The organism is Dietzia sp. NPDC055340, from assembly GCF_053645335.1.
This window is the reverse complement of record NZ_JBSHML010000014.1, coordinates 36,654-58,974: the sequence shown is the minus strand read 5'-3', so window position 1 is coordinate 58,974 and position 22,321 is coordinate 36,654. Positions and strand designations below refer to the sequence as shown.

Here is a 22,321-nt window from a genome sequence, read left to right as displayed (position 1 = left end):
CTCAGCCCTCCAGCCCGGTCACGAGCGCGGCCGCGTGACGGCGCGCCCACGATTCAGCAGCCACGACATCGTCCAGATCCCGGGGGTCGGCGGACCACTCGTCCGCCGCCTCGACCGTCGCTGCGACCACGTCGACGATCTCGGTGAAACGGATACGCTCGTCGAGGAAGGCCGGCGCGGCCTCCTCGTTGGCGGCGTTGAAGACAGCCGTGCGCAACCCGCCCGCCGCCCCTGCGGCACGCGCCACGGAGATCGCCGGGAACGTCACCTCGTCGACGGGCTCGAACGTCCAGGTGTGCGACCGCGAGAAGTCCAGGGGCGTCGACACCCCCGCGATCCGCGTCGGCCAGCCCAACGCCAACGCGATAGGCAATTTCATCGACGGCGGCGATGCTTTGGCCACTGTCGCGCCGTCGACGAAGGTCACCGCCGAATGCACCACCGACTGGGGATGGACCGTCACGTCGATCCGGTCATACGGCACCCCGAACAGCAGGTGCGCCTCGATCAGTTCGAGGGACTTGTTGACCAGGGTCGCTGAGTTCAGCGTGATCATCCGGCCCATCTCCCAGGTGGGGTGCCGGAGGGCCTGCGCCGCTGTCACGTCCGCTAGTTCCGCACGACTCCGGCCACGGAACGGGCCACCCGATGCGGTGAGCACGAGCGAAGCCACCTCGTCGGATGTGCCGGCACGTAGGCACTGGGCCATCGCCGAGTGCTCCGAATCGACCGGGACGAGCTGCCCGGGCGCGGCCCTGCCCGTCACGAGCGCCCCGCCGGCGACGAGCGACTCCTTGTTCGCGAGCGCCAGCCGGGCGCCGGTGTCCAGTGCGGCGAGGGTCGGCCCGAGACCGATCGACCCGTCGATCCCGTTGAGGACGACATCGGCCTCGACCTCACGGACGAGCCTTGTCGCGGCCTCCGGGCCGTCGAGCACCCTGACCTCGGGGAACTGTGCCCGGACCTTCTCCGCGGCGATCGGATCCGACACCGCGACGGCCTCGGCCCCGGTACTGCGGATCTGGTCGGAGAGCAGGTCCACGCGGCCACCGCCCGCGGCAAGACCCACCACCAGGAAGCGGTCGGGGCCGGACTCAGAGGTCACCTCGAGGGCCTGGGTACCGATCGATCCGGTACTGCCGAGGACGAGAACACGCGTGGTCACCCTGCCATTGTCCACATCATCGGTGCCTGGTGCCGCATCGCGGCACCAGGTGTGTGGGGCGACACGGGCGGGTTACCCGTCGGCCGCCCGACCCGGTGTGACAAACTGGGTCCGATGTCGGCGGCCCGCGGGGCTGCCAGCGAGCCGTGAGGAGAACCGGGGAGCATGAGCGCGGACGGACACACCAGTGCAGAGGTCGTCGTGGACGGGGTCAGCTCGCTCGACGAGCCGTCGGTCGAGTGGGGCTGGCACAAGCACAGCGCGAAGGTCGGCTGGGCGGTGGGAGGCTTCTTCGTCCTGTTCCTGCTCGGCATGCTCTTCGGCAACCACATCGGCAACGTCGAGAACATCTGGCTGGTCGCGATCGCCGCGTTCCTGCTGATCTGGATGATCCTCTCGCTGCGCCCCAAGAAGGACACCTACGCCAAGTCGCACAAGGTCTTCTCGGTCCCCTCGGACCACTACGCCGTGGCCGGCGGTGTGGCCACCGGCGCCATCGCCGCCTCCGGCACCAACTGATTCCGGAACCACACCCGGCTGACGAGGGCCGCCCCGCTCGAAGCGGGGCGGCCCTTGTTCTGGTCGCTGAGGCGGCGGCGTGTCACTCCTCTGCGGCGAGCTGGCCGCAGGCGGCCGCGATCTCCTGCCCCCGTGTGTCACGGACGGTGCAGGACACGCCCGCTGCACGAACCGCCTCGACGAACGCATCCTGCTGATGCCTGGGGCTGGCGTCCCACTCACTCCCCGGGGTCGGGTTCAGGGGGATGAGGTTCACGTGCGCCATCGCGCCCAGGCGCTGCGCGAGGAGACGGCCGAGCATCTCGCCCCGCCATGTCTGGTCGTTCACGTCACGGATCAGCGCGTACTCGATCGATACGCGACGACCGGTCGCATCCGCGTAGTGGCGGGCGGCGTCCATGACCTCCGAGACCGGCCACCGGTTGTTGACCGGCACCAGCGTGTCGCGCAGCTCGTCGTCCGGAGTATGCAGCGACACGGCGAGGGTGACCTGCAGGCCTTCCTCGGCGAGCCGGTGGATGGCCGGAACCACGCCGACCGTCGACACCGTGACCGCGCGCTGGGAGAGCCCGAATCCCGACGGAGGCGGCGAGACGATACCCCGTACCGCGGTGAGCACCCGCTTGTAGTTGGCCAGCGGCTCCCCCATCCCCATGAAGACCACGTTCGACAGGCGGCCGGGACCGCCCGGGATCTCGCCGTCGCGCATAGCCCGGGCGGCCACCCGGACCTGGTCGAGGATCTCCGCCGCGGACAGGTTGCGTTGGAGGCCGCCCTGCCCGGTCGCGCAGAACGGACATGCCATGCCACATCCGGCCTGGCTGGAGATGCAGACCGTCGCCCGATCCGGGTACCGCATCAGCACACTCTCCACGAGCGAACCGTCGTGGAGCTTCCACAGTGTCTTACGCGTGGTGCCCTCGTCGGTGGTGATATGCCGCAGTGAGGACGTCAGGGGCGGAAACAGCTCGTCCGCGACCCGATCGCGCAGGCTGGCGGGGAGGTCGGTCATCTCCCGCGGGTCCGCCTCGAGACGACCGAAGTACTGATTTGCCAGCTGCTTGGCGCGGAACGCCGGGACCTCCAACTCCGCCATCGCCTCCGCCCGACCCTCGGCGTCGAGGTCGGCGAAGTGACGAGGGGGCAGCCCGCGGCGGGGCGCATCGAAGACGAGGGGAAGTGGTTCAGCCATGATGCGGCCATTGTGTCAGAACCGAGGCCGGACGACACACCGAGTGGCGGTGCTCACGAGCGCCGGGAACGCTTACAGTTCACCTATGACCACGCGTTCACACGACCCTGCCGACGCCGGCAACACCGAGTCGTCCCCCGAGACGGCCGTGGTGCCCGCCGAGAATGCAACCGCCGACGTGCCCGCGCCGTCGGCCCCGGAGGCGACCGATCACGATCGCCTCTCGCCTCAGGCCGTGCCCGACAGCGCGGCGGGCAGGCTCGGATCGGCGTGGGTCGGTCTGGTGCTGGGCGCGTTGGTCACGATTCTCCTGCTGATCTTCATAGCACAGAACACCACCTCGACGGACGTGCAGTACCTCGGTCTGCATTTCAGCCTGCCGCTGGGTGTCCTGATCCTGTTCGCCGCGATCGCCGGCGCATTGATCATGGCCCTGTTCGCCGGGTTCCGGATCCTGCAGCTCCGGATGCGGGCGCGCAAGGCCCGGAAGCTCTCGGCGCGATCCCGCTGATGTCGCTGGTCGGCCGCGCGGAACGACAGTCCGGCCGGCCGAAGTGTCCGCTATGTCGGGACGACGAATGTGAAGACGATCCAGACCACCACCGCGCTGGGCAGAACGGAATCGAGGCGGTCCATGAACCCGCCGTGACCCGGCAACACCGTCCCCATGTCCTTGATCCCGAGGTCGCGCTTGACCTGGGACTCCACGAGATCGCCGAGGGTCGCGGTGAACACCGCGAGCACGCCGAGGAGGATGCCCTTCCAGATGTCGTCGTCGAACAGCAGCCACACGACCAGCGCACCGCCGACCATCGCGAGGATGAGTGAGCCGGCGAAGCCCTCCCAGGACTTCTTCGGACTGATGGCGGGCGCCATCGGGTGCTTTCCGAACAGCACGCCGGCGATATAGCCACCGACGTCCGAGCACACCACGAGCAGGATGAGCGCGATGACACGTTGCGCGCCGTACTCACCGTCCGAGAGCATCGCGCCCAGGCATCCCGGCACGGCGATCCAGACCAGGACGAACACCGTGACCGAGACGTCCCGTAGATAGTTCTTCGGAGCGATGTCGAGGCCGCCCATGAGCAACCGCCAGACCAGCACCACCACCGCCGTGGCCGCGAAAGCCGCGAAGGCCCCGGTCGCGCCGATCAGGAAACCTGACCACACCATCGCCTGACCGCCGAGGAGCAGTGGAACAAGGGGCAGCGTGAACCGGGCCTGACGGAGGCGTTTGAAAACCTCCCACGTCCCGATGGCCACGGCTCCGCCCGCGACCAGATACCACGCCCGCGGATTGAACGCGATACTGGCGATCACGAGGGCACCGAGCCCGATCCCCACCGGGATCGCCCGGGTCAGGTCGCGGCCGGCGCGGGACGGGGGCGCCGCGGCCGCGGCAGTGGGCCCGGGCGGGCCGGACGGAGCGTCATCCACGGCGTACTCCTCGACTGTTGTGGTGGTTGAACGGCTGGCGGAGAACCCGGGAGGGGTCAGACCTCCATCAGTTCGGCTTCCTTGCCCTTCACGATCTCGTCGACCTCGGCCACGTAGCGCTGCGTGACCTTGTCGAGCTCCTTCTCCGCGGCGTTGACCTCGTCCTCGCCCGCCTCGCCGTCCTTGTCGATGCGCTTGAGCTCATCCATCGCCTTGCGGCGCACCCCGCGAAGCGCGATGCGACCGTCCTCCGCCTTGGCCTTGGCCTGCTTGACCAGGTCCTTGCGGCGCTCCTCGGTGAGCTGCGGGACGGTCACGCGGAGCACCTGGCCGTCGTTCGTCGGGTTGACGCCGAGGTCCGAGTTACGGATCGCGTTCTCGATGGGGCCCATCTGCGACATCTCGTACGGCTTGATGATGAGCATGCGGGGCTCCGGGACCGTGATGGTCGCCATCTGGGTGATAGGTGTCATCGTTCCGTAGTACTCGCACATGACCCGGTTGAACATGCCCGGATTCGCACGACCGGTGCGGATGGCGGAGAGCTCGTCGCGGACGTGCTCGATCGCCTTCTCCATCTTCTCCTCGGCCTCGAGCAGGGTGTCGTCGATCATCTTCGTCTCTTTTCGTTCGTGTCGGCTGGTGGGTGCGTGGTCCTACTGCGGCCGGGTCAGGCCGGGCTGCTCACCAGGGTCCCGATCTGCTCACCGGCCACCGCGCGGGCGATATTGCCCTCGGTGAGCATGTTGAAGACCAAGATCGGCATGTTGTTGTCCATGCAGAGGCTGAACGCTGTGGCGTCCGCGACCTTGAGACCTTGCTCCAGGCACTCACGGTGCTCGATGCGGGCGTACAGCTCGGCATCCGGATTCGTCCGCGGATCATCGGAGTACACACCGTCGACGGCCTTTGCCATGAGCAACACGTCCGCCCGGATCTCCAGCGCCCGCTGGGCGGCGGTGGTGTCGGTGGAGAAGTAGGGCATGCCCATGCCGGCACCGAAGATCACGACCCGGCCCTTCTCGAGGTGCCGCTCGGCGCGCAGCGGGATGTACGGCTCCGCCACCTGACCCATGTGGATGGCCGTCTGCACCCGCGTGGAGATGCCCTCCTGCTCGAGGAAATCCTGGAGGGCCAGGCAGTTCATCACGGTGCCCAGCATCCCCATGTAGTCGCTCCGGGCGCGGTCGAGTCCGCGCTGCTGCAACTGGGCGCCACGGAAGAAGTTGCCACCACCGATCACGATCGCGATCTGGGCCCCGGTCCTCGAGACCTCTGCGATCTGGCGCGCGACGGACTGCACGACGTCCGGATCGATGCCCACGCCACCGCCGCCGAACATCTCGCCACCCAGCTTGAGCATCACACGCTTGTACCCGTGCAGCGGGTCGGTCATCGTTCTCCTCGTCCCGGGCGGATCTAGCCCGTGTCGCGCGTCGACGCTCCTGACACCGTGTCGTCGAGGAGCTGTCCGGCCCATGGTGGAGCCGGGTACATTCTGCCCTATCCGCACGCCCTCCACAGCGCAGCCCGCCGGAGGCGGGCGCACCCGGTGGGCACGACGAGCGACGGCGGCACCCGATCCCCGGGTACCGCCGTCGCTGGTTCACCGCACGAAGCGGCTCAGGCGCGGGTCAGGCCTGACCGACCTCGAAGCGCAGGAACGAGGTGACCTTCGCGCCGGCCTCCTCGAGAAGCGCACCGACGGTCTTCTTGCTGTCGGTGACGGAGGCCTGGTCCAGGAGGCAGACGTCCTTGTAGAAGCCGTTGAGCCGACCCTCGATGATCTTGGGCAGTGCCTGCTCCGGCTTGCCCTCCTCGCGGGCGGTGGCCTCGGCGATCTCGCGCTCCTTGGCGACGACGTCGGCGGGGACCTCGTCACGCGAGAGGTACTGGGCCTTGAGCGCGGCGATCTGCATCGCGGCGGAACGGGCGGCGGACTCGGCGGCCTCGCCCTCGCCCGAGTAGGCGACCAGGACGCCGACGGCCGGCGGCAGATCCGACGAACGCTTGTGCAGGTAGACGGCGACGGGGCCGTCGAGCTTGCCCACGCGACGCAGGACGAGCTTCTCGCCGGACTTGGCGGAGAAGGCGACGACCGCGTCGGCGACGGTGGTGCCGTCCAGCTCGGCGGCGTTCAGCGCGTCGAGATCGGAGATGCCCTGGGCGGCGGCCACGCCGACGATCTTGTCGGCGAGCGCGATGAACTCGGCGCTCTTGGCGACGAAGTCGGTCTCGGAGTTGAGCTCGACCATGACGCCGTCCTTGACGGCGACCAGGCCCTCGGCGGTGGCGCGCTCGGCGCGCTTGCCCACGTCCTTGGCGCCCTTGATGCGCAAGACCTCGACGGCCTTGTCGAAGTCGCCGTCGGTCTCCTCGAGAGCCTTCTTGCAGTCCATCATCCCGGAGCCGGTGAGCTCACGCAGACGCTTGACGTCGGCAGCGGTGTAGTTCGCCATTGTGGGGCGACCCTCCTTATAGGGGTTGGATGTGTCGTGAAAAGTAGTCGCGTCGGTCGGCGGACGAATCCGCCTCCACCCTAGACGCCGAAGCGCCGATGGAGACCGGTTCCCACCGCCGGTGACACGTCGGGCCCGGCCACCCGGGGACCCCCGCGAGGGGTCATGGGCGGCCGGGCCCGACATGTCTCGAGCTGGTGCCTGAGGATCAGACCTCGGTGGCGGGCGCCTCGGGGGCGGCCTCCGCGGCGGGCGGCTCCGCCACGGGCGACTCGGTGCCGGTGATCTCGGCGGGGGCCTCGGCGGCCTCCGGAGCGGCGGCCTCGCCGGTGACCTGGTCGAGCTGCTCGGTCTCCCACTCGGCGAGGGGCTCGGCCTGGTCGCCGGTGGTCTTGCCGGCCTGCGAGCGGGCCTTGAGGCCCTCGGCGACGGCGGAGGCGATCACGCGGGTCAGCACGGTCACCGAGCGGATCGCGTCGTCGTTCGCCGGGATCGGGTAGTCGACGACGTCCGGGTCACAGTTGGTGTCGAGGATTGCGACGACCGGGATGTTGAGCTTGCGGGCCTCGCCGACGGCGATGTGCTCCTTGTTGGTGTCGACGACCCACACCACCGAAGGAACCTTGGTCATGTCACGCATACCGCCGAGCGTGCGCTCGAGCTTGTTCTTCTCACGCGTGAGCATGAGGATTTCCTTCTTGGTGCGACCCTCGAAGCCACCCGACTGCTCCATCGACTCGAGCTCCTTGAGGCGCAGGAGCCGCTGGTGCACGGTCTGGAAGTTGGTGAGCATGCCGCCCAGCCAGCGCTGGTTGACGTACGGCATCCCGACCTTGGCGGCCTCCTCGGCGATGGCCTCCTGGGCCTGCTTCTTGGTGCCGACGAACAGGACGGTGCCGCCGTGGGCGACGGTCTCCTTGACGAACTCGTACGCCTGGTCGATGTACGTCAGGGTCTGCTGCAGGTCGATGATGTAGATGCCGTTGCGGTCGGTGAAGATGAACCGGCGCATCTTCGGGTTCCAGCGACGGGTCTGGTGACCGAAGTGAGCACCTGCGTCGAGCAGCTGCTTCATGGAGATAACTGCCATGATGGGTTGAGGGCTCGTCCGGCTTGGAAGCAGCCGGACCGCGAGGCCCTCGTCCTCGCTTTCTGAATCTGTATCGGGTTACGCCCTTCAGCCGGGTGGCCTCGGGCCCTGGTGTCCGCGCCGGACCTCACCCCTGAACAGCCAGGGGCACCAACTGGTCCGTCGTCCGGAGGGTCCGTGATCCAGGGGATCACGGGTCCGGATGCTCCACCCGCGGGCGGGGCAGGACACGCGAAGTCAATCGACTGCAGAGTCGACCGCACCGGGAAGCATATCCGGTGGTGCGTCTGTCCGCCAAGACGGCGACGGCGACGAACACCTGTGGATGGTCGTCGAGTTTCTCCACACCCGGCGCCGGGACTCTCGCGCCGCGCCCCGGGACACGCTCCACTGGGGTCATGGGAGACGAGCGAGGCGTACGGGGAGCCGTGCGGATGGACCGTGCCGGAGCCACAAGGGCCGGCGCCGCCGCGGTGGGGGTGGCGGTGGCGGGGGTTCTGCTCGCCGCTGTGCTGCCCCACCCCGCCGCGCCTGCCGCCCCGACGGTGCGGTTCCGCAGCCCCGTCCCGGGCCCGGCGGTCCCGGTGACCGGCTTCGATCCCCCCGATCACCGCTGGCTCGCCGGGCATCGGGGCGTCGATCTGGCGGCCGAGCCCCTGTCGCCCGTGCTCGCGCCGGCACCCGGCACCGTGCTGTTCGCGGGGTCGGTGGGTGGAAAGCCGGTGCTGTCCCTGGATCATGGCCACGGCCTACGGACCACCTACGAACCGGTGACGGCGAGTGTCCTGAAAGGCGATGAGGTCTCGACGGGCCAGACGGTCGGGCACCTCGTCGCGGGACACCCGGGGTGCCCCATGGAAGCGTGCCTGCACTGGGGCGCACGCGTCGCTTCGGGGAACCCGGGAGGTGACGACGACGACTACGTCGACCCACTGTCGCTGACACTCGTCTCGGACCGGCCGATCCGACTCAAGCCCACCCGTCCCGGGGACGGCGAAGCCTGATCACTGCGCCGGGCCGCGCCTGCCTTACTCGCCCTTTCCCCCGCCCCGGTCTCATGCCCGCGGGTGGGCTCCGCGGTACGCGGCGCGGAGGCGATCGGCCGAGACATGGGTGTAGATCTGCGTGGTCGCCGGCGTCGAATGCCCCAACAGTTCCTGGACATGGCGCAGGTCGGCGCCGCCCTCGAGGAGGTGTGTCGCCGAACTGTGCCGCAGGGCGTGCGGCGAGACCCTGGGCGATCCCGGGGTCACCGCCGTCACCTCGTTGACGATCCGACGTGCGGCCCGCGGGTCGAGCCTGCCGCCCCGGGCCCCCAACAGCAGAGCTGGTCCGGAACGGTCGGTGGCAAGAGCTCGTCGCCCCGCGTCGAGCCAGAGCCGCAATGCGGCCTCGGCCGGGCGGCCGTAGGGAACCGAACGTTCACGGCCACCCTTGCCGAGTACCCGCAGCAGGCGTCGTTCCCGGTCGAGGTCGTCCACGTCCAGTCCGCACAGCTCGGCCACCCGGATCCCGCAGGAGTACAGGAGTTCCACGACGAGCTGGTCCCGTAGGGCGATCGGGTCGCCCTCCGCCGCCCCGAGTTCAGTCGTCCGGAGCACCTCGGCGGCCTGGGCGGTCTGCAGCACCTCCGGAAGGTGGCGCTGCGCCTTCGGTGCCTCGAGGCGGGCGGCGACATCCGTCGGGACGAGTCCCGTCCGGCTCGCCCAGGTGCTGAATGATCGCGCCGCCGCCACCCGCCGCGCGACGCTCGAGCGCGCCGCCCCGGCGGAGACCTGTTCGGCGAGCCACCCCCGGAGGGCGGGCAGGGTGAACGCCCCGGCGAGATCGGCTGCGCAGGCCGGGCCCCCCGGCTCGGTCGAGAGCCGGGACAGCAGCGCTCGCGCGTCGGAACGGTAGGCGCGGACCGTCGCCTCGGAGCGGGACCGGCCGGCGCGGAGATGGTCGGCGAAGTCGTCCAGGACGGGTTCGAGCGCGGGAGGCACTTCGCGACCGACCGCCCCTTGTGAACCCATGCGTCCCATGAGTCCCATCATCACCCCACCCGCGATCGCACGCAAGAAGAACGCCGCGGGCTTCGCGCAGCCATCACCGGCCGGCCCCGCTGGCGCCCGGTCAGCCCACCGACAGGCTCATCTGCACGCCGCCCCCACCGGATCGTCGCCACCCCTGCGGCCCCCGGACCGCCGCTCCCGTCGACATCAGTCGACCCAGTACCGCCCGGGTCGTACTCGGCGGGATCCCCGCCGACGCCGCGACCTCGGCCGGTGCCACACCACCGGTGGTCGGTAGGGCCTCCAGCACCCGCCGGGTCACGTCATCCAGTCCGTCCCAGGTCGAGGTGCCCCCGGACGGTGGCGCCGCCGTCTCCCCCATATCGCCGGCCAACTCCACCACGTCGGCCGTCCGTCCGATCAACACGGCTCCGCGATCGCGGATCAGCAGATGGGTCCCGACCGATGCCACCGACGTCACAGGACCCGGTATCGCGCCGACCGGCCGCTCCAGCGCCGCCGCCCACGCCGCGGTGCTCAGGGCCCCGCTCCGTGCGGCCGCCTCCACCACGATGGTCGCGGATGTCAGGGCCGCGATGATCCTGTTCCGGTCCAGGAACCTGTACCGGGTCACGCCGGTCCCCGGGGGCTGTTCCGAGATCACCGCCCCGGTTTCCGCGATCTGCCGGAGCATGGAGTCGTTCCCCCGGGGGTACAGCCGGTCCACGCCTCCTGCCAGAACCGCGATGGTCACCCCTCCCGCCCCCAACACGGCACGGTGCGCGGCGGCGTCGATCCCGAACGCTCCCCCGGAGACCACGGTGAAGTCCTCGGCCGATACCCCGGCGGACAGGTCCGCGGTCACCGCCCGCCCGTACGCGGTGGGTGCGCGGGTTCCGACCACCGCCACCGACCGACCCAGCGCCGTGGCCGGATCGGCGGGACCACGCCACCACAGCCCCAGCGGCCGTAACGCCGTGGGCACCCCGCCCGTGCCATCGCGCCGTCTCCCCCGTGGTCGATCGAGGGGCGCGAGCAGCCAGTCCGGCCAGCCGGGATCGCCCGGCACCAGCAGCCGTGCCCCCGACCTGTGGGCGTCATCCAGAAGTCCGGCCCCGTCGACCACGTCTCGTCGTGCCTCGGTCTGATCGGCCAGCCCCTCGGGCACCTGCTTCCTCCGGATCCGGTCGCGGGCCTCGACCGGCCCGACCGTGTCCACCAGGTCCCAGAGTTGTGCGGTGGGCCTCTCCGTCACCGCACCCAGATAGGCGTACGCCGCGCGGACCTCATCCGTCGCCGGGACCGCCGTCTCGAACAGCCCTGCCATCAGTCCTCTCCTCTCAGCACCATCGCCTCGGCGACATGCGATTCGGTGGGCACGACGGCCCCCTCCAGGTCCGCGACCGTCCACGCCAGACGGAGACACCGATCCACACCACGTGGAGACAGGACACCGTGGGCCAGCGCACGGTCAAGCGGGCGGAGGGCACGCCTGTCCAGCGCCTTCAGTGATCGCAGGACCCGCCCGGGCACGCCGGCGTTGGCCGCGGCGCCGTTCGCCTCCGCGCACCCCGCCCACCGATCGGCGGCGGCGGCCCTCGCCGTCGTCACCCTGGCCCGCACGACCGCGGTGTCCTCGATCTCCCCCACCGCGAACAATCCCGAACCGACCGGCAGAGTCCGCGCGGCGATATCGATCCGGTCCCGCAGCGGACCGGTCAGAGCCCGCCCGTAGCGGCGGCGCGCGTCAGGCGAGCAGGTGCAGTCGTCCGGCCTCGCGGCGCCACAGGGGCAGTCGTTCGCGGCCATGACGAGTTGGAACCTCGCGGGAAAGACCATGATCCCGTCGCTCCGGGCGATCCGTATCTCGCCCTCCTCCAGCGGTGTCCTGAGGCTGTCGAGCACGCGGCCGGAGAACTCCGCACATTCATCGAGGAACAGCACTCCCCTGTGCGCCAGCGAGACCGCCCCGGGGCGCGGTGTGGTGGACCCGCCGCCGACGAGCGCCGCCGTCGACGCGTCGTGGTGTGGGGCGACGAACGGCGGACGGCGCAGCAGCGGGTCCCGGGAGGAGAGCTTGCCCATGACCGAATGGATCGCGGTGGCCTCGAGCGCCGCCTGCTCGTCCAGATCGGGCAGCAACCCGGGGAGCCTGCGCGCCAACATCGTCTTGCCCGTCCCGGGGGCCCCGCGAAGAAGAACCGCGTGGCCGCCGGCCGCCGCGACCTCGATGGAACGCCGGCAATCGTCCTGGCCCACCACCTCGGCCAGGTCGGAGTCATCACCGTCCGCGACGCCCCGCGGCGCTGCCGCCTCCGAGACCAGGTCCCCTGAGCCGCGGCACCAGACGGCGATCATCGCGAGCGAGTCCGCCCCGGCCGTGGCGATTCCCCTAACGAGACGAGCCTCTGCCAGGTTCGCCCCCGGCACGATCGCCCGTTCCAACCCGGCCTCCCGCGCAGCGAGGACCGCGGGAAGGACGCCTCTCACGGGCCTGATGCGCCCGTCCAGTGCGAGCTCCCCCACCAGCAGCGTCCCCTCGAACGCCCCGGCCGGGAGTTCGCCCGACGCGGTGAGGACCCCGATCGCGAGCGGGAGATCGAAGCCTGAGCCCCGTTTGGGGACCGCCGCAGGCGACAGTGAGAGCACGACCCTGCCCGGCGGCCAGGTGAGGCCGGAGTTGACGACCGCGGCCCGGACCCTGTCCCTGGCCTGCAATACCGCCTTGTCCGGAAGACCCACGATGCTCACCGCCGGCAGCCCACGGCCCACATCCGCCTCGACCTCGACCAACTGTCCACCGACCCCCTGGAGGGTGACCGCCCACGTGCGTCCGAGCGCCACTGTCACATCACGTCCTCGAACAGCTCCAGCCGCGGACGATCGGACTCGGACAGGTCCACCCCGACGACGTCGAAGCACACCTGACGCCACCCGCCCGGGTTGGCTGCGAGCCAGTACTTCGCCACCATGCGAACCTGGTGCTGCTTGGCCGGTGTGACCGACTCGGCGGGGGTGCCGAAGCCCGGGCCCGTACGGGTGCGCACCTCGACGAACCGGAGACGACCCGCGGCGTCGAGCACCACCAGATCGAGCTCCCCGGCCGCACACCGCCAGTTGCGTGCCAGGACCTCGGCGCCCCTGGACCTCAGGAGCGATTCCGCGTGCTTCTCCCCCGCCCTCCCGATCTGTTGCCGCCGGTCCGGCCTGCGTCGCCCGGACGTCCCCGCCCTCCGGCTCCCGTCCCCCTCGTGACCCGCCATCGCCCGCCCCTCCCGGCGACCCGGCCCACCCGGGTCCGCCGGGGATCACCCTGCCGGACGCAGACGACCCGGCCCGCCGGATGCGGGCCGGGTCGGAGACGGTCTGTGGAGAGTCCGGGGCCTGTGGACAATCGCCCCGGATGCCTACTCGGGAAGGCGGAGCTCGGGCTTGTCCAGCTCCTCGATATTGACGTCCTTGAACGTCAACACGCGCACGTACTTGACGAAACGCGCAGGTCGGTACATGTCCCACACCCAGGCATCGGACATGCGGACGTCGAAGTACACCTCGCCGTCAGCGGACCTCGGGATGAGTTCAACGGCGTTGGCGAGGTAGAAGCGGCGCTCCGTCTCGACGACATAGGTGAACTGCCCGACGATGTCGCGGTACTCGCGATAAAGCGAGAGCTCCATCTCGGTCTCGTAGTTCTCCAGATCCTCGGCGCTCATCTCGTGCTCCTCGAATGCGCCTGCGCGGCGCGACGGACGTTGGCGTACGACATGCGATGGATGTCGCTGGGACCGAGTTCCTCGATCGCCCTGGCGTGACGTGCGGTCCCGTATCCCTTGTGGGAGGCGAACCCGTAGCCCGGGTACCGCGAGTCGAGGTCCACCATAATCCGATCACGCGTCACCTTCGCGAGGACACTCGCGGCGGCGATGGATGCGACCACCGCATCACCCCCGATGACCGCCGTGGACTGGCACCCGAGCCCGTCGACGGCGAACCCGTCCGTGAACACGAAACCCGGAGACGGATCCAGCCCGGCCACCGCGCGACGCATCCCCTCGAGGTTGCAGCGGTGGATCCCCCGCGCATCGATGTGCTCCGGGTCGATCACCACCACAGACATCGCCACCGCACGGCGCATGACCGCGTCGTGGAGTCGTTCACGGGTGGCGGGCGAGAGCTTCTTCGAATCATCGAGGTCCGCGAGTTCGGGGTGTAACCGGTCTCCGAGAACACACGCCGCGACGACGAGAGGGCCGGCGCAACAACCCCGGCCCGCCTCATCGACCCCGGCGGCGGGACCCAGACCGCGACGTGAGACGGCCGCCTCGAGAGCCAGACGACCAGCCCTGCGGGTCACCCGCGCGCGGTCCGGCAGGGCCGGCCTGAGACCGACCGGCCTCACCCGACGCTGATGTCCGGGGAGGAGACCGTCCCGATCCGGTTGAAGGGCAGGATGATCGCCTGGACCTTGCCGATGATGTTCTCGCCCGGCACCGTCCCCTGGAACTCGTCGCCCATGTGGAAACGCGAGTCGGCCGAGTTGTTCCGGTTGTCACCCATCACCCAGTAGTTGCCCTCGGGCACCGTGATGGGCCCGAACGCACAGTTCATGGGATTGCGGTTCACCGTCGGATCCTCGTTGAGGTACGGCTCGTCCAGCGGCTGACCGTCTACCAGCAGCCGGCCGTCCGGGGAACATCCGCCCACCGTCTGGCCGCCCACGGCGACGACGCGCTTCACGAGGTCGTTCTGGTCGGGCGGGACGACGCCGATGACGCCGCCGATGTTCTCCAGGGTGCGGATGACGGGATTGTCCGATCGGATCGACTGGTAGCCCTGGTTCCAGGAATCCGGCCCCTTGAACACCACCACATCGCCGGGCTCCGGGTCACCGAACCGATAACTGATCTTGTCGACGAAGATCCGGTCCCCGGTGCATCCCACGCAGCCGTGGAGCGTGGGCTCCATCGACTCGGAGGGGATCTGGTACACCCGCCCCACGAAGGTCTGGAACACGAAGACCAGGACGAGCGCGATCACCACCAGCAGGGGGATCTCTATGTACCAGGGCTGGCCCTTCTTCTCGACGCCGCGAGCCGGGGCCCCGCCTCCCCGGGGCCCCGGCTCGGCGGGGTCATGTCCAGGCGATTCGGTGCTGCTCACCCGGACGAGCGTAGTCGATTCCCTGCCACCGTCGGCGGCCGAGTAGGACTCGCTCTACGCGATCAGCGCTTCTCCTTGATCTTCGCGGCCTTGCCGCGGAGAGCACGCAGGTAGTACAGCTTGGCGCGACGGACGTCACCGCGCACCAGCACATCGATCCGGTCGATGTTCGGCGAGTGCACCGGGAAGGTGCGCTCGACGCCGACGCCGAACGAGACCTTGCGGATGGTGAAGGTCTCGCGGACGCCGCCGCCCTGGCGACGGATCACGACGCCCTTGAAGACCTGGATACGCTCCTTCGTGCCCTCGATGACCTTGACGTGCACGTCGAGCGTGTCGCCGGCCCGGAACTCGGGGATGTCGTCCCGCAGGGACTTGTTGTCGATGAAATCGAGAGTGTTCATTGATGTTCCTTGCATGTCAGGAATGAGGACAGAGGACCCTGGCGCCCACCGTGTAGGTGGGACAACCGGTTCGTGCCCCGGATCAGCGCGACCGACGACGGGCGTGCAGGACGCCCGGAAGGTCAACCTCGCTAGTGTGCCATCACCGGTGCGCACGCCCCAAATCAGGGCTGCGGTGGCGCCCATCCGAGCTCGGCGAGCAGGGCCAGATCCGGTGTGTCCAGTTCGGCGCGGGCCAGCAGCTCCGGTCGCCGCTCGGCGGTCCGGCGCAGCGACTGGTCCCGACGCCAGCGGTCTATCCTGGCGTGGTTTCCTGACTTGAGCACCTCCGGAACCGCGCGGTCCCGCCAGACCTCGGGCCTGGTGTACGAGGGCCCCTCGAGCAGGCCGTCGGAGAAGGAGTCCTCCTCGTGGCTGCGGCGATTGCCCAGAACCCCGGGCAGGAGGCGGACGACCGCCTCGGCGATCACGAGTACGGCCACCTCTCCCCCGATGAGGACGTAGTCGCCGATGCTGACCTCGTCGACGTCCATCGTCTCGGATGCCTCGTCGACCACACGCTGGTCGATCCCCTCGTAGCGCCCACACGCGAACAACAGGTGTCGCCGGCGCGCGTAGCGATGGGCGTCGGACTGGGTGAACGGTCGGCCAGCGGGGGTGGGCACGATCAGCAGCGGCCGGTCGTCCCCTCGGGTGTCCGGGTGCGGCACGGGGACGAGATCGTCCAGTGCCTCGCCCCACACGGTGGGGCGCATGACCATGCCGGGGCCACCGCCGAACGGGGTGTCGTCCACGGATCGGTGGACGTCATGCGTCCAGTCACGCAGGTCGTGTATCCCCACTTCGACGATCCCGCGGTCGACGGCGCGGCCCAGCAGGGCCAGCCGGAGCGGGGCGAGGTACTCGGGAAAGACGGTGACGACGTCGAGTCGCAGCGCCGGGCCGGCCCCACCACGTTCGTCGGCGGCGGTCATGAGCTGCCCAGTTCGAGCAGTCCTTCCGGCGGATCGATCACACACGTGCCCCCGGCGAGATCCACTTCCGGGACCATCTCCGTCACGAATGGCACCAGCGCGTCGGACCCGTCGGCGAGACGGATGCCCAGCAGTTCGCCCGCGGCGGTGTGCACGACCTCGACGACCTCACCGAGGCGGTCGCCCGAGGTATCGAGCACACGGAGTCCGAGCAACTGGTGGTCGTGGAACTCGTCCGGGTCCTGTGGGTCAGGAAGCGCCCCGGAGTCGACGAGCAGCAGCATGCCGCGCAGCGCGTCGGCGGTGTCCCGGTCCCCCACCCCTTCGAGACGCACGAGAAGCCGCCCGGAGTGACTCCGGGCGGCTTCGATCGTCACGTCACGATCCGCCGTGTTGTTGCCACGGCCGGTGCGGCCGACGAGACGGCTCGCGGGGGCGAACCGCTCCTCGGGGGAGTCGGTCCGCACCTCGACCACGAGCTCGCCTCGGACGCCGTGCGATTTGACGACGCGTCCGACGACGAGCTCCATGGTGTCCTTGTCCTCGGGCTACTGGCGGGTCAACGGTCGGTGTCGACGACGTCGACACGGATTCCCGGGCCACCCACAGCGGTGACGATGGTCCGGATCGCCGAAGCGGTGCGACCACCACGGCCGATCACCCGACCGAGATCGGACGGGGCGACCGTCACCCGGATCACGGCGCCGCGCCGGCCACCACTCGACCGCACGGCCACCGCGTCGGGATCCGACACGATGCCGCGGACGAGATGGTCGACGGCGTCGACAACCATGTCGTTCATCAGACTCAGGCCTCTGCGGACTCGGCCTCGGCGGCCTCGCCCTCGGTGGACTCGGCCGCAGCGGCCTCCTCCGCCTTCTTGGCCTCTTCGGCCTTCTTGGCCTTCTCGGCCTTGCGCTTGGTGGTGATGGCCTCGGCGGACGGCTCGCCCTGGGCCTCCTCGAGCGCCTTGTTGAACAGGTCCAGCTTGCTGGGCTTGGGCTCGGCGACCTTCAGGGTGCCCTCGGCGCCCTCGATGCCCTTGAACTTCTGCCAGTCACCGGTCAGCTTGAGCAGCTGCTCGACGGCCTCGGTCGGCTGGGCGCCGACGCCGAGCCAGTACTGGGCGCGCTCGGAGTCGATCTGGACGAAGCTGGGCTCCTCCTTGGGACGGTAGAGACCGATGGTCTCGATCGACCGGCCGTCACGACGGGTGCGGGCGTCGGCCACGATCACGCGGTACTGCGGGTTGCGGATCTTGCCGAGGCGGGTGAGCTTGATCTTGACGGCCATGTGGGCGTCTCACTTTCTGTTGCAGGTCACGTGGCGATTCAGCGACGCCCGCACTCGTTGCGGGGCCCGGTTTCGCCTTGCGGGTGACCGCCGGTCGGCACGGAACCCGCGCTTGGGCGCGTGATTCCACCGGTGACGGCGTCCGGCGGACCAGTCTAGACCGCCGTGCCGCCGGGGCACCAATCGCCCCGCCCGGCGCAGCAGCGTGTGTCAACGCTTGGGGAACTTCAGGTCGTTGATGTCGATCCCCTCGAGGCCGGGCGGGAGCTGATCCAGTCCCGGCGGCATCTGCGACAGGTCGGGCATGCCCTGAGGCATACCGGGCATACCGGGCGGCATACCTGGCATACCGCCCGGCATCATCCCGCGGTTCTTGGGCGGTGTGGGGCCACGCCCCTTCTTGCCCTTCTTGCCCTTGCGCTGGTTCTTGCGGCCAGCGCCCGGCATGCCCATCTGGCCGGCCATCCGGCTCATCATCTTGCGGGCCTCGAAGAAGCGGTCCACGAGTTGATTGACGTCGGTCACGGTCACGCCGGAACCCTTGGCGATGCGCTGGCGGCGGGACCCGTTGATGACCTTCGGGTTGGCCCGCTCCTCCGGGGTCATACCGCGGATGATGGCCTGGATGCGGTCCAGGTATTTCTCGTCGATGTCGCCGACGGCGGCCTTCATCTCCTTGCCGCCCGGGAGCATGCCGAGCAGGTTCCCGATGGGCCCCATCTTCCGGATCATCAGCATCTGGTCGAGGAAGTCCTCGAGGGTGAGCTCGCCCGAGCCGATCTTCGCGGCGGTCTTCTCGGCCTCCGTGGCGTCGAAGACGGTCTCGGCCTGCTCGATCAGCGAGAGCACGTCGCCCATTCCGAGGATGCGGCTCGACATCCGCTCCGGGTGGAAGACGTCGAAGTCCTCGAGCTTCTCGCCGTCGGAGGCGAACATGATCGGGGTGCCGGTCAGCTCGCGGACGCTGAGCGCCGCACCGCCTCGGGCATCGCCGTCGAGCTTGGTGAGGACGACGCCGGTGAAGCCGACTCCCTCACGGAACGCCTCGGCGGTGATGACGGCGTCCTGACCGATCATGGCGTCCAGGACGAAGAAGGTCTCGTCCGGCTGGACGGCGTCACGGATCCCCCGCGCCTGGGCCATCAACTCGTCGTCGATACCGAGTCGACCGGCGGTGTCGACGATCACGACGTCGTGCATCTTGGCGCGGGCGTGTGCGAGTCCGCGCTGGGCCACGGAGACGGGTTCCTGGACCCCCACGACCTCGCCGTCACCACCGACGGAGGTGCCGGGGTGCGGCGCGAACACCTGGACCCCGGCCCGCTCACCGACGATCTGCAGCTGATCCACCGCGCCGGGGCGCTGCAGGTCGCACGCCACGAGCAGCGGGGTGTGGCCCTGGCCCTTGAGCCAGTGTGCGAGCTTTCCGGCGAGGGTGGTCTTACCCGCGCCCTGGAGGCCGGCCAGCATGATCACGGTCGGGGGCTGCTTGGCGAACTCGATCCGCCGCGCCTCACCGCCGAGGATCGCCGTGAGCTCGGCATCGACGATCTTGACGACCTGCTGCGCCGGGTTGAGCGCCTCGGACACCTCTGCGCCCTTGGCCCGCTCCTTGACCCGCGAGATGAAGGCGCGGACGACCGGCAGGGCGACGTCCGCCTCGAGTAGCGCCAGCCTGATCTCGCGCGCCGTGGCGTCGATGTCCGCGTCACTGAGCCGGCCTTTGCCACGGAGGTCCTTGAGCGCACCTGTGAGGCGGTCGGACAAGGATTCGAACACGGCAACAGCTCCCTGGTTCGCGGCCCGGGACGGAGAACCCCGGTGTCGTCGGCGACGACTCCACACAGGGTATCGGGACACACCGTGTCAGCACACGCTGAGGTCGTCGAGTCCGTATCAGGACAGGGCGGTCTCGACGACCGCCGCCGTACCGAGAACCGCTCCCCGCCCGGACAGCGCGAAGGCGTCCTCGACCGCCGAGCCGCGGGTTCTCACCAGAACCCAGTCGATTCTCGCACCGGCACCCAGGAGCGACGAGACGATCGTGGCGAGCAGCCCCGGCCGATCCCGGGCCCGCACCTCCAGGATGATTCCGTCCCCGTCGGAGCGCGGGCTGACGATGACCGACGCCGGGACGTCCGGGGGCCGGTGCGCGGGTGCCCGACCCAGCGCGTTGCGCATCGTGCTCGGTAATCCCGAATCGATCGACCGCCGCAGGTCCTTGGCGAGCAGCCGGGGGTCGACCGGCGCCCCGAATCCTGTGGACACCGTCATCGTCGCCCGCATGCCGCCGGGCGGCCGCAGGTCGATCCGTGCGTCCACGACCTCCAGCCGGTGGAATGCCAGGACCTGTGCCGCAACCTCGAGCGAGCGTCCCCCACCGGGCACGACGAGGGTGACGTCGTGGCGGGTCCCGGCGCCCCGGGTCCGGAGGTCGACGACGACGTCGGGTGGCCCGTGCGGGCGGGCCGCGTCCACCGCGGGCGGTTCGAGATCACCGGGGCGACCGGACGGTGTCGCCCGGCACGCGGCCACCAGGGCTGCGTGAGCGGCCGCCCGCCCCTCGGTCCACACCGTCGGTCCGGTGGCGATCGAGTCCGCTTCGGTCAGGGCGGCCAGGACGTCCATCGCCACCGTGTCGTGTTCCAGCACCGCCATGAGCATGGCGGGCGTGGCCGGGTCCCGTGGGTCGTGACGAACTGCCGACCTGGCGAACAACAGGTGGTGACGAACGATTCGCACGAGTGTCTCGTCGTCGTCATCATCCAACCCGAGCCGTACCGCCACCGGCCACACCATCTCCGCACCGTTCACGCTGTGATCCCCGGCGCGACACTTGCCGATGTCGTGGAGCAACGCCCCGAGTAACAACAGATCGGCGCGGCGCACAGAGGTGGTGAGTCGCGAGGCGGCCACCACCGTCTGGATGAGGTGGCGGTCCACCGGGAAGACATGGGTGCGCTCCCGGGCCGGTAGGTCGCGGATCCCGGACCACTCGGGCAGCAGCCGCTCCCACAGCCCGCTGCGGTCGAGCGCCTCGAACACCGGCGGCAGGGTGTCACCGGAACCCAACAACACCAGCAGATCGGACAGCGCGGCCGCGGGCCACCGCCCCTCCGGCTGAGGGCAGCGCTCCGCGAGCACCCCGAGAGTCGCGGGAGCGATGGGAAGCCCCGCGCGTGCCGCGGCGGAGGCGACGCGCAGCGGCAGCCACGGATCGGTCTCGACCCGCGCGCCCCGGGCCAGTGCCACCTCCCCGGCGTGCTCCACCACCCCGTCCGCCAACGGACGGCGCACCGGTGACCGCCGCAGTAATCCGGTGAGCCCGCGTGTGGACAGCGCCGCGCACGAGACCCGCAGCGCCTGGTCTGTGGTGAAGGCGATCGTGCGGGAGGCGTCGCCGAGGGCCCGGGCCAACTCGAACCGGTCACCCACGCCGAGCGCACGGCCGACCTCGTCGCCGTACTGGGCGTGCAGGACCTCGCGCGGGCGGCCGCTGATGCGGTGCAGTTCGGTCCGCGCATCGAGGACCCTGGCATGCGCTGTCGCCAGATCCTCGGGCCTGGCCGACCGACCGTCACACAGGTGCGCCAACGTCAGCGCCGACACGAGCTGGCGGTCCCGCAGGCCTCCCGCCCCGTTCTTGAGGTCGGGCTCGGTGAGATGGGCGATCACGCCGGCGCGCCGGCGGCGGGCCGCGGCCGCGTCGACCAGGTCGTCGTATCGGGAGGCGATCTGGCTCCGCCACTGACGGCGCGCGCCGTCGATCACGAGCGCTCCCAGGTCGGCGTCGCCGGCCACGACGCGGGCGTCCAGCAGACTCAGCCCGGCACACACGTCCGAGGCGGCGACGGTCAGACACTGGTCGACGGTCCGGACACTGTGGTCGAGCTCGATCCCGGAATCCCACAACGGGTACCACAGCGACTCGGCAATTCTCGCGAGCTCCCGGTCCGGGCGCCGCTCGTGCACGAGGACCAGGTCGAGATCCGAGAACGGGAGCACTTCGCGGCGCCCGAGGCCGCCGAGTGCGACGAGCACGAACCCGCTCCGGTCCCCGATGCCGGCCTCCTGGGCCAGGAGGGCGAGTTCCCGCTCGTACAACTCGCACAGGGCGCCCCTCAGGGCGTCCGCGGGTAGGTGCTCGGGAGACACACCCAGGAGTTCCGCGCGTCCCTCGCGGAGCGCCCGGGCACGCTGGATACCGAACGTCCCGCTCATGGGGACTCCTCTCCGCCTTGCGGCGACACCCGGGCCTCGGCGGGCCGCTCAGATGGCGGCCGGGCCCTCTTCGCCGGTGCGGACGCGGACGATGGACTCGACCGGGGTGACCCAGACCTTGCCGTCGCCGATCTTGCCGGTGCGGGCCGAGTCGACGACCAGGGCGATGACCGCGTCGACAGCCTCGTCGTCGACCACCACCTCCACCCTGATCTTGGGGACGAAATCCACGGCGTACTCCGCGCCGCGATAGACCTCTGTGTGGCCCTTCTGGCGGCCGTAACCCTGCACCTCGCTGATGGTCAGTCCGTGGATTCCGGCCTGCTCCAGCGCCGCCTTGACGTCGTCGAGGGTGAACGGCTTGATGATCGCGGTGACGAGTTTCATGTCGTGATGTCCTTTCGTGGGTC

At 69.9% G+C, this 22,321-nt stretch carries 25 protein-coding genes; 3 read left to right on the top strand and 22 right to left on the bottom strand.

Annotated elements, in window-relative coordinates; genetic code table 11:
• Position 1 precedes the first annotated feature (1 nt).
• Positions 2–1,165 carry a 1-deoxy-D-xylulose-5-phosphate reductoisomerase gene (dxr, locus tag ACWIFB_RS11750; protein WP_454058328.1) on the bottom strand — a complete coding sequence of 388 codons (1,164 nt, stop codon included), beginning with the start codon at positions 1,163–1,165 and terminating at the stop codon, positions 2–4.
• 165 nt (positions 1,166–1,330) lie between these two features.
• Here dxr and ACWIFB_RS11745 point away from each other — a divergent pair, with 165 nt between their 5' ends.
• On the top strand, positions 1,331–1,684 hold the full coding sequence (locus ACWIFB_RS11745) for a DUF2631 domain-containing protein (protein WP_454058327.1): 354 nt from the start codon (positions 1,331–1,333) through the stop codon (positions 1,682–1,684).
• Between the two features lie 82 nt (positions 1,685–1,766).
• Here ACWIFB_RS11745 and rlmN read toward each other — a convergent pair whose 3' ends face one another.
• Positions 1,767–2,876, bottom strand: coding sequence for a 23S rRNA (adenine(2503)-C(2))-methyltransferase RlmN (gene rlmN, locus ACWIFB_RS11740; protein ID WP_452099035.1), 1,110 nt, complete (start codon positions 2,874–2,876; stop codon positions 1,767–1,769).
• 85 nt (positions 2,877–2,961) lie between these two features.
• Between rlmN and ACWIFB_RS11735 the strand changes: the two genes are divergently transcribed.
• Positions 2,962–3,387, top strand: a complete 426-nt coding sequence (locus ACWIFB_RS11735) for a lipopolysaccharide assembly protein LapA domain-containing protein (protein ID WP_452099036.1) — start codon at positions 2,962–2,964, stop codon at positions 3,385–3,387.
• Between the two features lie 50 nt (positions 3,388–3,437).
• Here the strand turns inward: ACWIFB_RS11735 and ACWIFB_RS11730 are convergent, their stop codons facing one another.
• The 5 genes from ACWIFB_RS11730 to rpsB all read right to left on the bottom strand — a co-directional run bounded on the left by ACWIFB_RS11730 (position 3,438) and on the right by rpsB (position 7,865).
• On the bottom strand, positions 3,438–4,316 hold the full coding sequence (locus tag ACWIFB_RS11730) for a phosphatidate cytidylyltransferase (protein ID WP_452099037.1): 879 nt from the start codon (positions 4,314–4,316) through the stop codon (positions 3,438–3,440).
• Between the two features lie 56 nt (positions 4,317–4,372).
• Positions 4,373–4,930 carry a ribosome recycling factor gene (frr, locus tag ACWIFB_RS11725; protein ID WP_230928769.1) on the bottom strand — a complete coding sequence of 186 codons (558 nt, stop codon included), beginning with the start codon at positions 4,928–4,930 and terminating at the stop codon, positions 4,373–4,375.
• A 56-nt stretch (positions 4,931–4,986) separates the two neighbouring features.
• Positions 4,987–5,712 carry a UMP kinase gene (gene pyrH / locus ACWIFB_RS11720; RefSeq protein ID WP_230928768.1) on the bottom strand — a complete coding sequence of 242 codons (726 nt, stop codon included), beginning with the start codon at positions 5,710–5,712 and terminating at the stop codon, positions 4,987–4,989.
• A gap of 238 nt (positions 5,713–5,950) precedes the next feature.
• Positions 5,951–6,775 carry a translation elongation factor Ts gene (tsf, locus tag ACWIFB_RS11715; protein WP_230928767.1) on the bottom strand — a complete coding sequence of 275 codons (825 nt, stop codon included), beginning with the start codon at positions 6,773–6,775 and terminating at the stop codon, positions 5,951–5,953.
• A 208-nt stretch (positions 6,776–6,983) separates the two neighbouring features.
• Positions 6,984–7,865, bottom strand: a complete 882-nt coding sequence (gene rpsB / locus ACWIFB_RS11710; protein ID WP_452099038.1) for a 30S ribosomal protein S2 — start codon at positions 7,863–7,865, stop codon at positions 6,984–6,986.
• Between the two features lie 398 nt (positions 7,866–8,263).
• Here rpsB and ACWIFB_RS11705 point away from each other — a divergent pair, with 398 nt between their 5' ends.
• Positions 8,264–8,869, top strand: a complete 606-nt coding sequence (locus ACWIFB_RS11705) for a M23 family metallopeptidase (protein ID WP_454058326.1) — start codon at positions 8,264–8,266, stop codon at positions 8,867–8,869.
• A gap of 51 nt (positions 8,870–8,920) precedes the next feature.
• Here the strand turns inward: ACWIFB_RS11705 and ACWIFB_RS11700 are convergent, their stop codons facing one another.
• The 15 genes from ACWIFB_RS11700 to ACWIFB_RS11630 all read right to left on the bottom strand — a co-directional run bounded on the left by ACWIFB_RS11700 (position 8,921) and on the right by ACWIFB_RS11630 (position 22,298).
• Positions 8,921–9,880 (bottom strand): tyrosine recombinase XerC, encoded by a 960-nt coding sequence (locus ACWIFB_RS11700; RefSeq protein ID WP_452099076.1) that lies wholly within the window; start codon positions 9,878–9,880, stop codon positions 8,921–8,923.
• A gap of 100 nt (positions 9,881–9,980) precedes the next feature.
• Positions 9,981–11,186 (bottom strand): DNA-processing protein DprA, encoded by a 1,206-nt coding sequence (gene dprA / locus ACWIFB_RS11695; RefSeq protein WP_452099040.1) that lies wholly within the window; start codon positions 11,184–11,186, stop codon positions 9,981–9,983.
• A complete protein-coding gene (locus ACWIFB_RS11690) occupies positions 11,186–12,703 on the bottom strand; it encodes a YifB family Mg chelatase-like AAA ATPase (protein WP_452099077.1) in 1,518 nt (505 codons plus the stop codon). The genes dprA and ACWIFB_RS11690 overlap by 1 nt, the downstream gene beginning before the upstream one ends.
• Before the next feature lie 2 nt (positions 12,704–12,705).
• Positions 12,706–13,122 carry a YraN family protein gene (locus ACWIFB_RS11685; RefSeq protein ID WP_452099041.1) on the bottom strand — a complete coding sequence of 139 codons (417 nt, stop codon included), beginning with the start codon at positions 13,120–13,122 and terminating at the stop codon, positions 12,706–12,708.
• Positions 13,123–13,266: 144 nt separating this feature from the next.
• Positions 13,267–13,572 carry a DUF2469 domain-containing protein gene (locus ACWIFB_RS11680; RefSeq protein ID WP_007632861.1) on the bottom strand — a complete coding sequence of 102 codons (306 nt, stop codon included), beginning with the start codon at positions 13,570–13,572 and terminating at the stop codon, positions 13,267–13,269.
• Positions 13,569–14,213 (bottom strand): ribonuclease HII, encoded by a 645-nt coding sequence (locus tag ACWIFB_RS11675; RefSeq protein ID WP_452099042.1) that lies wholly within the window; start codon positions 14,211–14,213, stop codon positions 13,569–13,571. Before ACWIFB_RS11675 ends, ACWIFB_RS11680 begins: the two co-directional genes overlap by 4 nt.
• A gap of 41 nt (positions 14,214–14,254) precedes the next feature.
• The gene (gene lepB / locus ACWIFB_RS11670; RefSeq protein ID WP_454058325.1) at positions 14,255–15,019 is read right to left on the bottom strand and encodes a signal peptidase I; all 765 of its coding nucleotides are present in this window, start codon (positions 15,017–15,019) and stop codon (positions 14,255–14,257) included.
• A gap of 62 nt (positions 15,020–15,081) precedes the next feature.
• Positions 15,082–15,423, bottom strand: coding sequence for a 50S ribosomal protein L19 (gene rplS / locus ACWIFB_RS11665; protein WP_230928760.1), 342 nt, complete (start codon positions 15,421–15,423; stop codon positions 15,082–15,084).
• Positions 15,424–15,587: 164 nt separating this feature from the next.
• A complete protein-coding gene (trmD, locus tag ACWIFB_RS11660) occupies positions 15,588–16,397 on the bottom strand; it encodes a tRNA (guanosine(37)-N1)-methyltransferase TrmD (protein WP_452099044.1) in 810 nt (269 codons plus the stop codon).
• Positions 16,394–16,927 (bottom strand): ribosome maturation factor RimM, encoded by a 534-nt coding sequence (rimM, locus tag ACWIFB_RS11655; RefSeq protein WP_452099045.1) that lies wholly within the window; start codon positions 16,925–16,927, stop codon positions 16,394–16,396. Before rimM ends, trmD begins: the two co-directional genes overlap by 4 nt.
• Before the next feature lie 29 nt (positions 16,928–16,956).
• Positions 16,957–17,199: an RNA-binding protein gene (locus tag ACWIFB_RS11650; protein WP_230928758.1), complete on the bottom strand. Its 243-nt coding sequence runs from the start codon at positions 17,197–17,199 to the stop codon at positions 16,957–16,959.
• Positions 17,200–17,204: 5 nt separating this feature from the next.
• Positions 17,205–17,690, bottom strand: coding sequence for a 30S ribosomal protein S16 (gene rpsP / locus ACWIFB_RS11645; protein WP_295653159.1), 486 nt, complete (start codon positions 17,688–17,690; stop codon positions 17,205–17,207).
• Between the two features lie 210 nt (positions 17,691–17,900).
• Positions 17,901–19,469, bottom strand: coding sequence for a signal recognition particle protein (gene ffh, locus ACWIFB_RS11640; RefSeq protein WP_452099046.1), 1,569 nt, complete (start codon positions 19,467–19,469; stop codon positions 17,901–17,903).
• Positions 19,470–19,586: 117 nt separating this feature from the next.
• The gene (locus tag ACWIFB_RS11635; RefSeq protein ID WP_452099047.1) at positions 19,587–21,911 is read right to left on the bottom strand and encodes a [protein-PII] uridylyltransferase; all 2,325 of its coding nucleotides are present in this window, start codon (positions 21,909–21,911) and stop codon (positions 19,587–19,589) included.
• Between the two features lie 48 nt (positions 21,912–21,959).
• On the bottom strand, positions 21,960–22,298 hold the full coding sequence (locus tag ACWIFB_RS11630; protein WP_452099048.1) for a P-II family nitrogen regulator: 339 nt from the start codon (positions 22,296–22,298) through the stop codon (positions 21,960–21,962).
• Between the last annotated feature and the right edge of the window lie 23 nt (positions 22,299–22,321).

Bases quoted from the DNA above. Each gene is read 5' to 3' on its own strand.
- ACWIFB_RS11745 (WP_454058327.1), top strand. From the start codon at position 1,331: ATGAGCGCGGACGGACACACCAGTGCAGAGGTCGTCGTGGACGGGGTC.
- rlmN (WP_452099035.1), bottom strand. From the start codon at position 2,876: ATGGCTGAACCACTTCCCCTCGTCTTCGATGCGCCCCGCCGCGGGCTG.
- ACWIFB_RS11735 (WP_452099036.1), top strand. From the start codon at position 2,962: ATGACCACGCGTTCACACGACCCTGCCGACGCCGGCAACACCGAGTCG.
- frr (WP_230928769.1), bottom strand. From the start codon at position 4,930: ATGATCGACGACACCCTGCTCGAGGCCGAGGAGAAGATGGAGAAGGCG.
- pyrH (WP_230928768.1), bottom strand. From the start codon at position 5,712: ATGACCGACCCGCTGCACGGGTACAAGCGTGTGATGCTCAAGCTGGGT.
- tsf (WP_230928767.1), bottom strand. From the start codon at position 6,775: ATGGCGAACTACACCGCTGCCGACGTCAAGCGTCTGCGTGAGCTCACC.
- rpsB (WP_452099038.1), bottom strand. From the start codon at position 7,865: ATGGCAGTTATCTCCATGAAGCAGCTGCTCGACGCAGGTGCTCACTTC.
- ACWIFB_RS11705 (WP_454058326.1), top strand. From the start codon at position 8,264: ATGGGAGACGAGCGAGGCGTACGGGGAGCCGTGCGGATGGACCGTGCC.
- ACWIFB_RS11700 (WP_452099076.1), bottom strand. From the start codon at position 9,880: ATGGGTTCACAAGGGGCGGTCGGTCGCGAAGTGCCTCCCGCGCTCGAA.
- dprA (WP_452099040.1), bottom strand. From the start codon at position 11,186: ATGGCAGGGCTGTTCGAGACGGCGGTCCCGGCGACGGATGAGGTCCGC.
- ACWIFB_RS11685 (WP_452099041.1), bottom strand. From the start codon at position 13,122: ATGGCGGGTCACGAGGGGGACGGGAGCCGGAGGGCGGGGACGTCCGGG.
- ACWIFB_RS11680 (WP_007632861.1), bottom strand. From the start codon at position 13,572: ATGAGCGCCGAGGATCTGGAGAACTACGAGACCGAGATGGAGCTCTCG.
- rplS (WP_230928760.1), bottom strand. From the start codon at position 15,423: ATGAACACTCTCGATTTCATCGACAACAAGTCCCTGCGGGACGACATC.
- trmD (WP_452099044.1), bottom strand. From the start codon at position 16,397: ATGACCGCCGCCGACGAACGTGGTGGGGCCGGCCCGGCGCTGCGACTC.
- rimM (WP_452099045.1), bottom strand. From the start codon at position 16,927: ATGGAGCTCGTCGTCGGACGCGTCGTCAAATCGCACGGCGTCCGAGGC.
- ACWIFB_RS11650 (WP_230928758.1), bottom strand. From the start codon at position 17,199: ATGAACGACATGGTTGTCGACGCCGTCGACCATCTCGTCCGCGGCATC.
- rpsP (WP_295653159.1), bottom strand. From the start codon at position 17,690: ATGGCCGTCAAGATCAAGCTCACCCGCCTCGGCAAGATCCGCAACCCG.
- ACWIFB_RS11635 (WP_452099047.1), bottom strand. From the start codon at position 21,911: ATGAGCGGGACGTTCGGTATCCAGCGTGCCCGGGCGCTCCGCGAGGGA.
- ACWIFB_RS11630 (WP_452099048.1), bottom strand. From the start codon at position 22,298: ATGAAACTCGTCACCGCGATCATCAAGCCGTTCACCCTCGACGACGTC.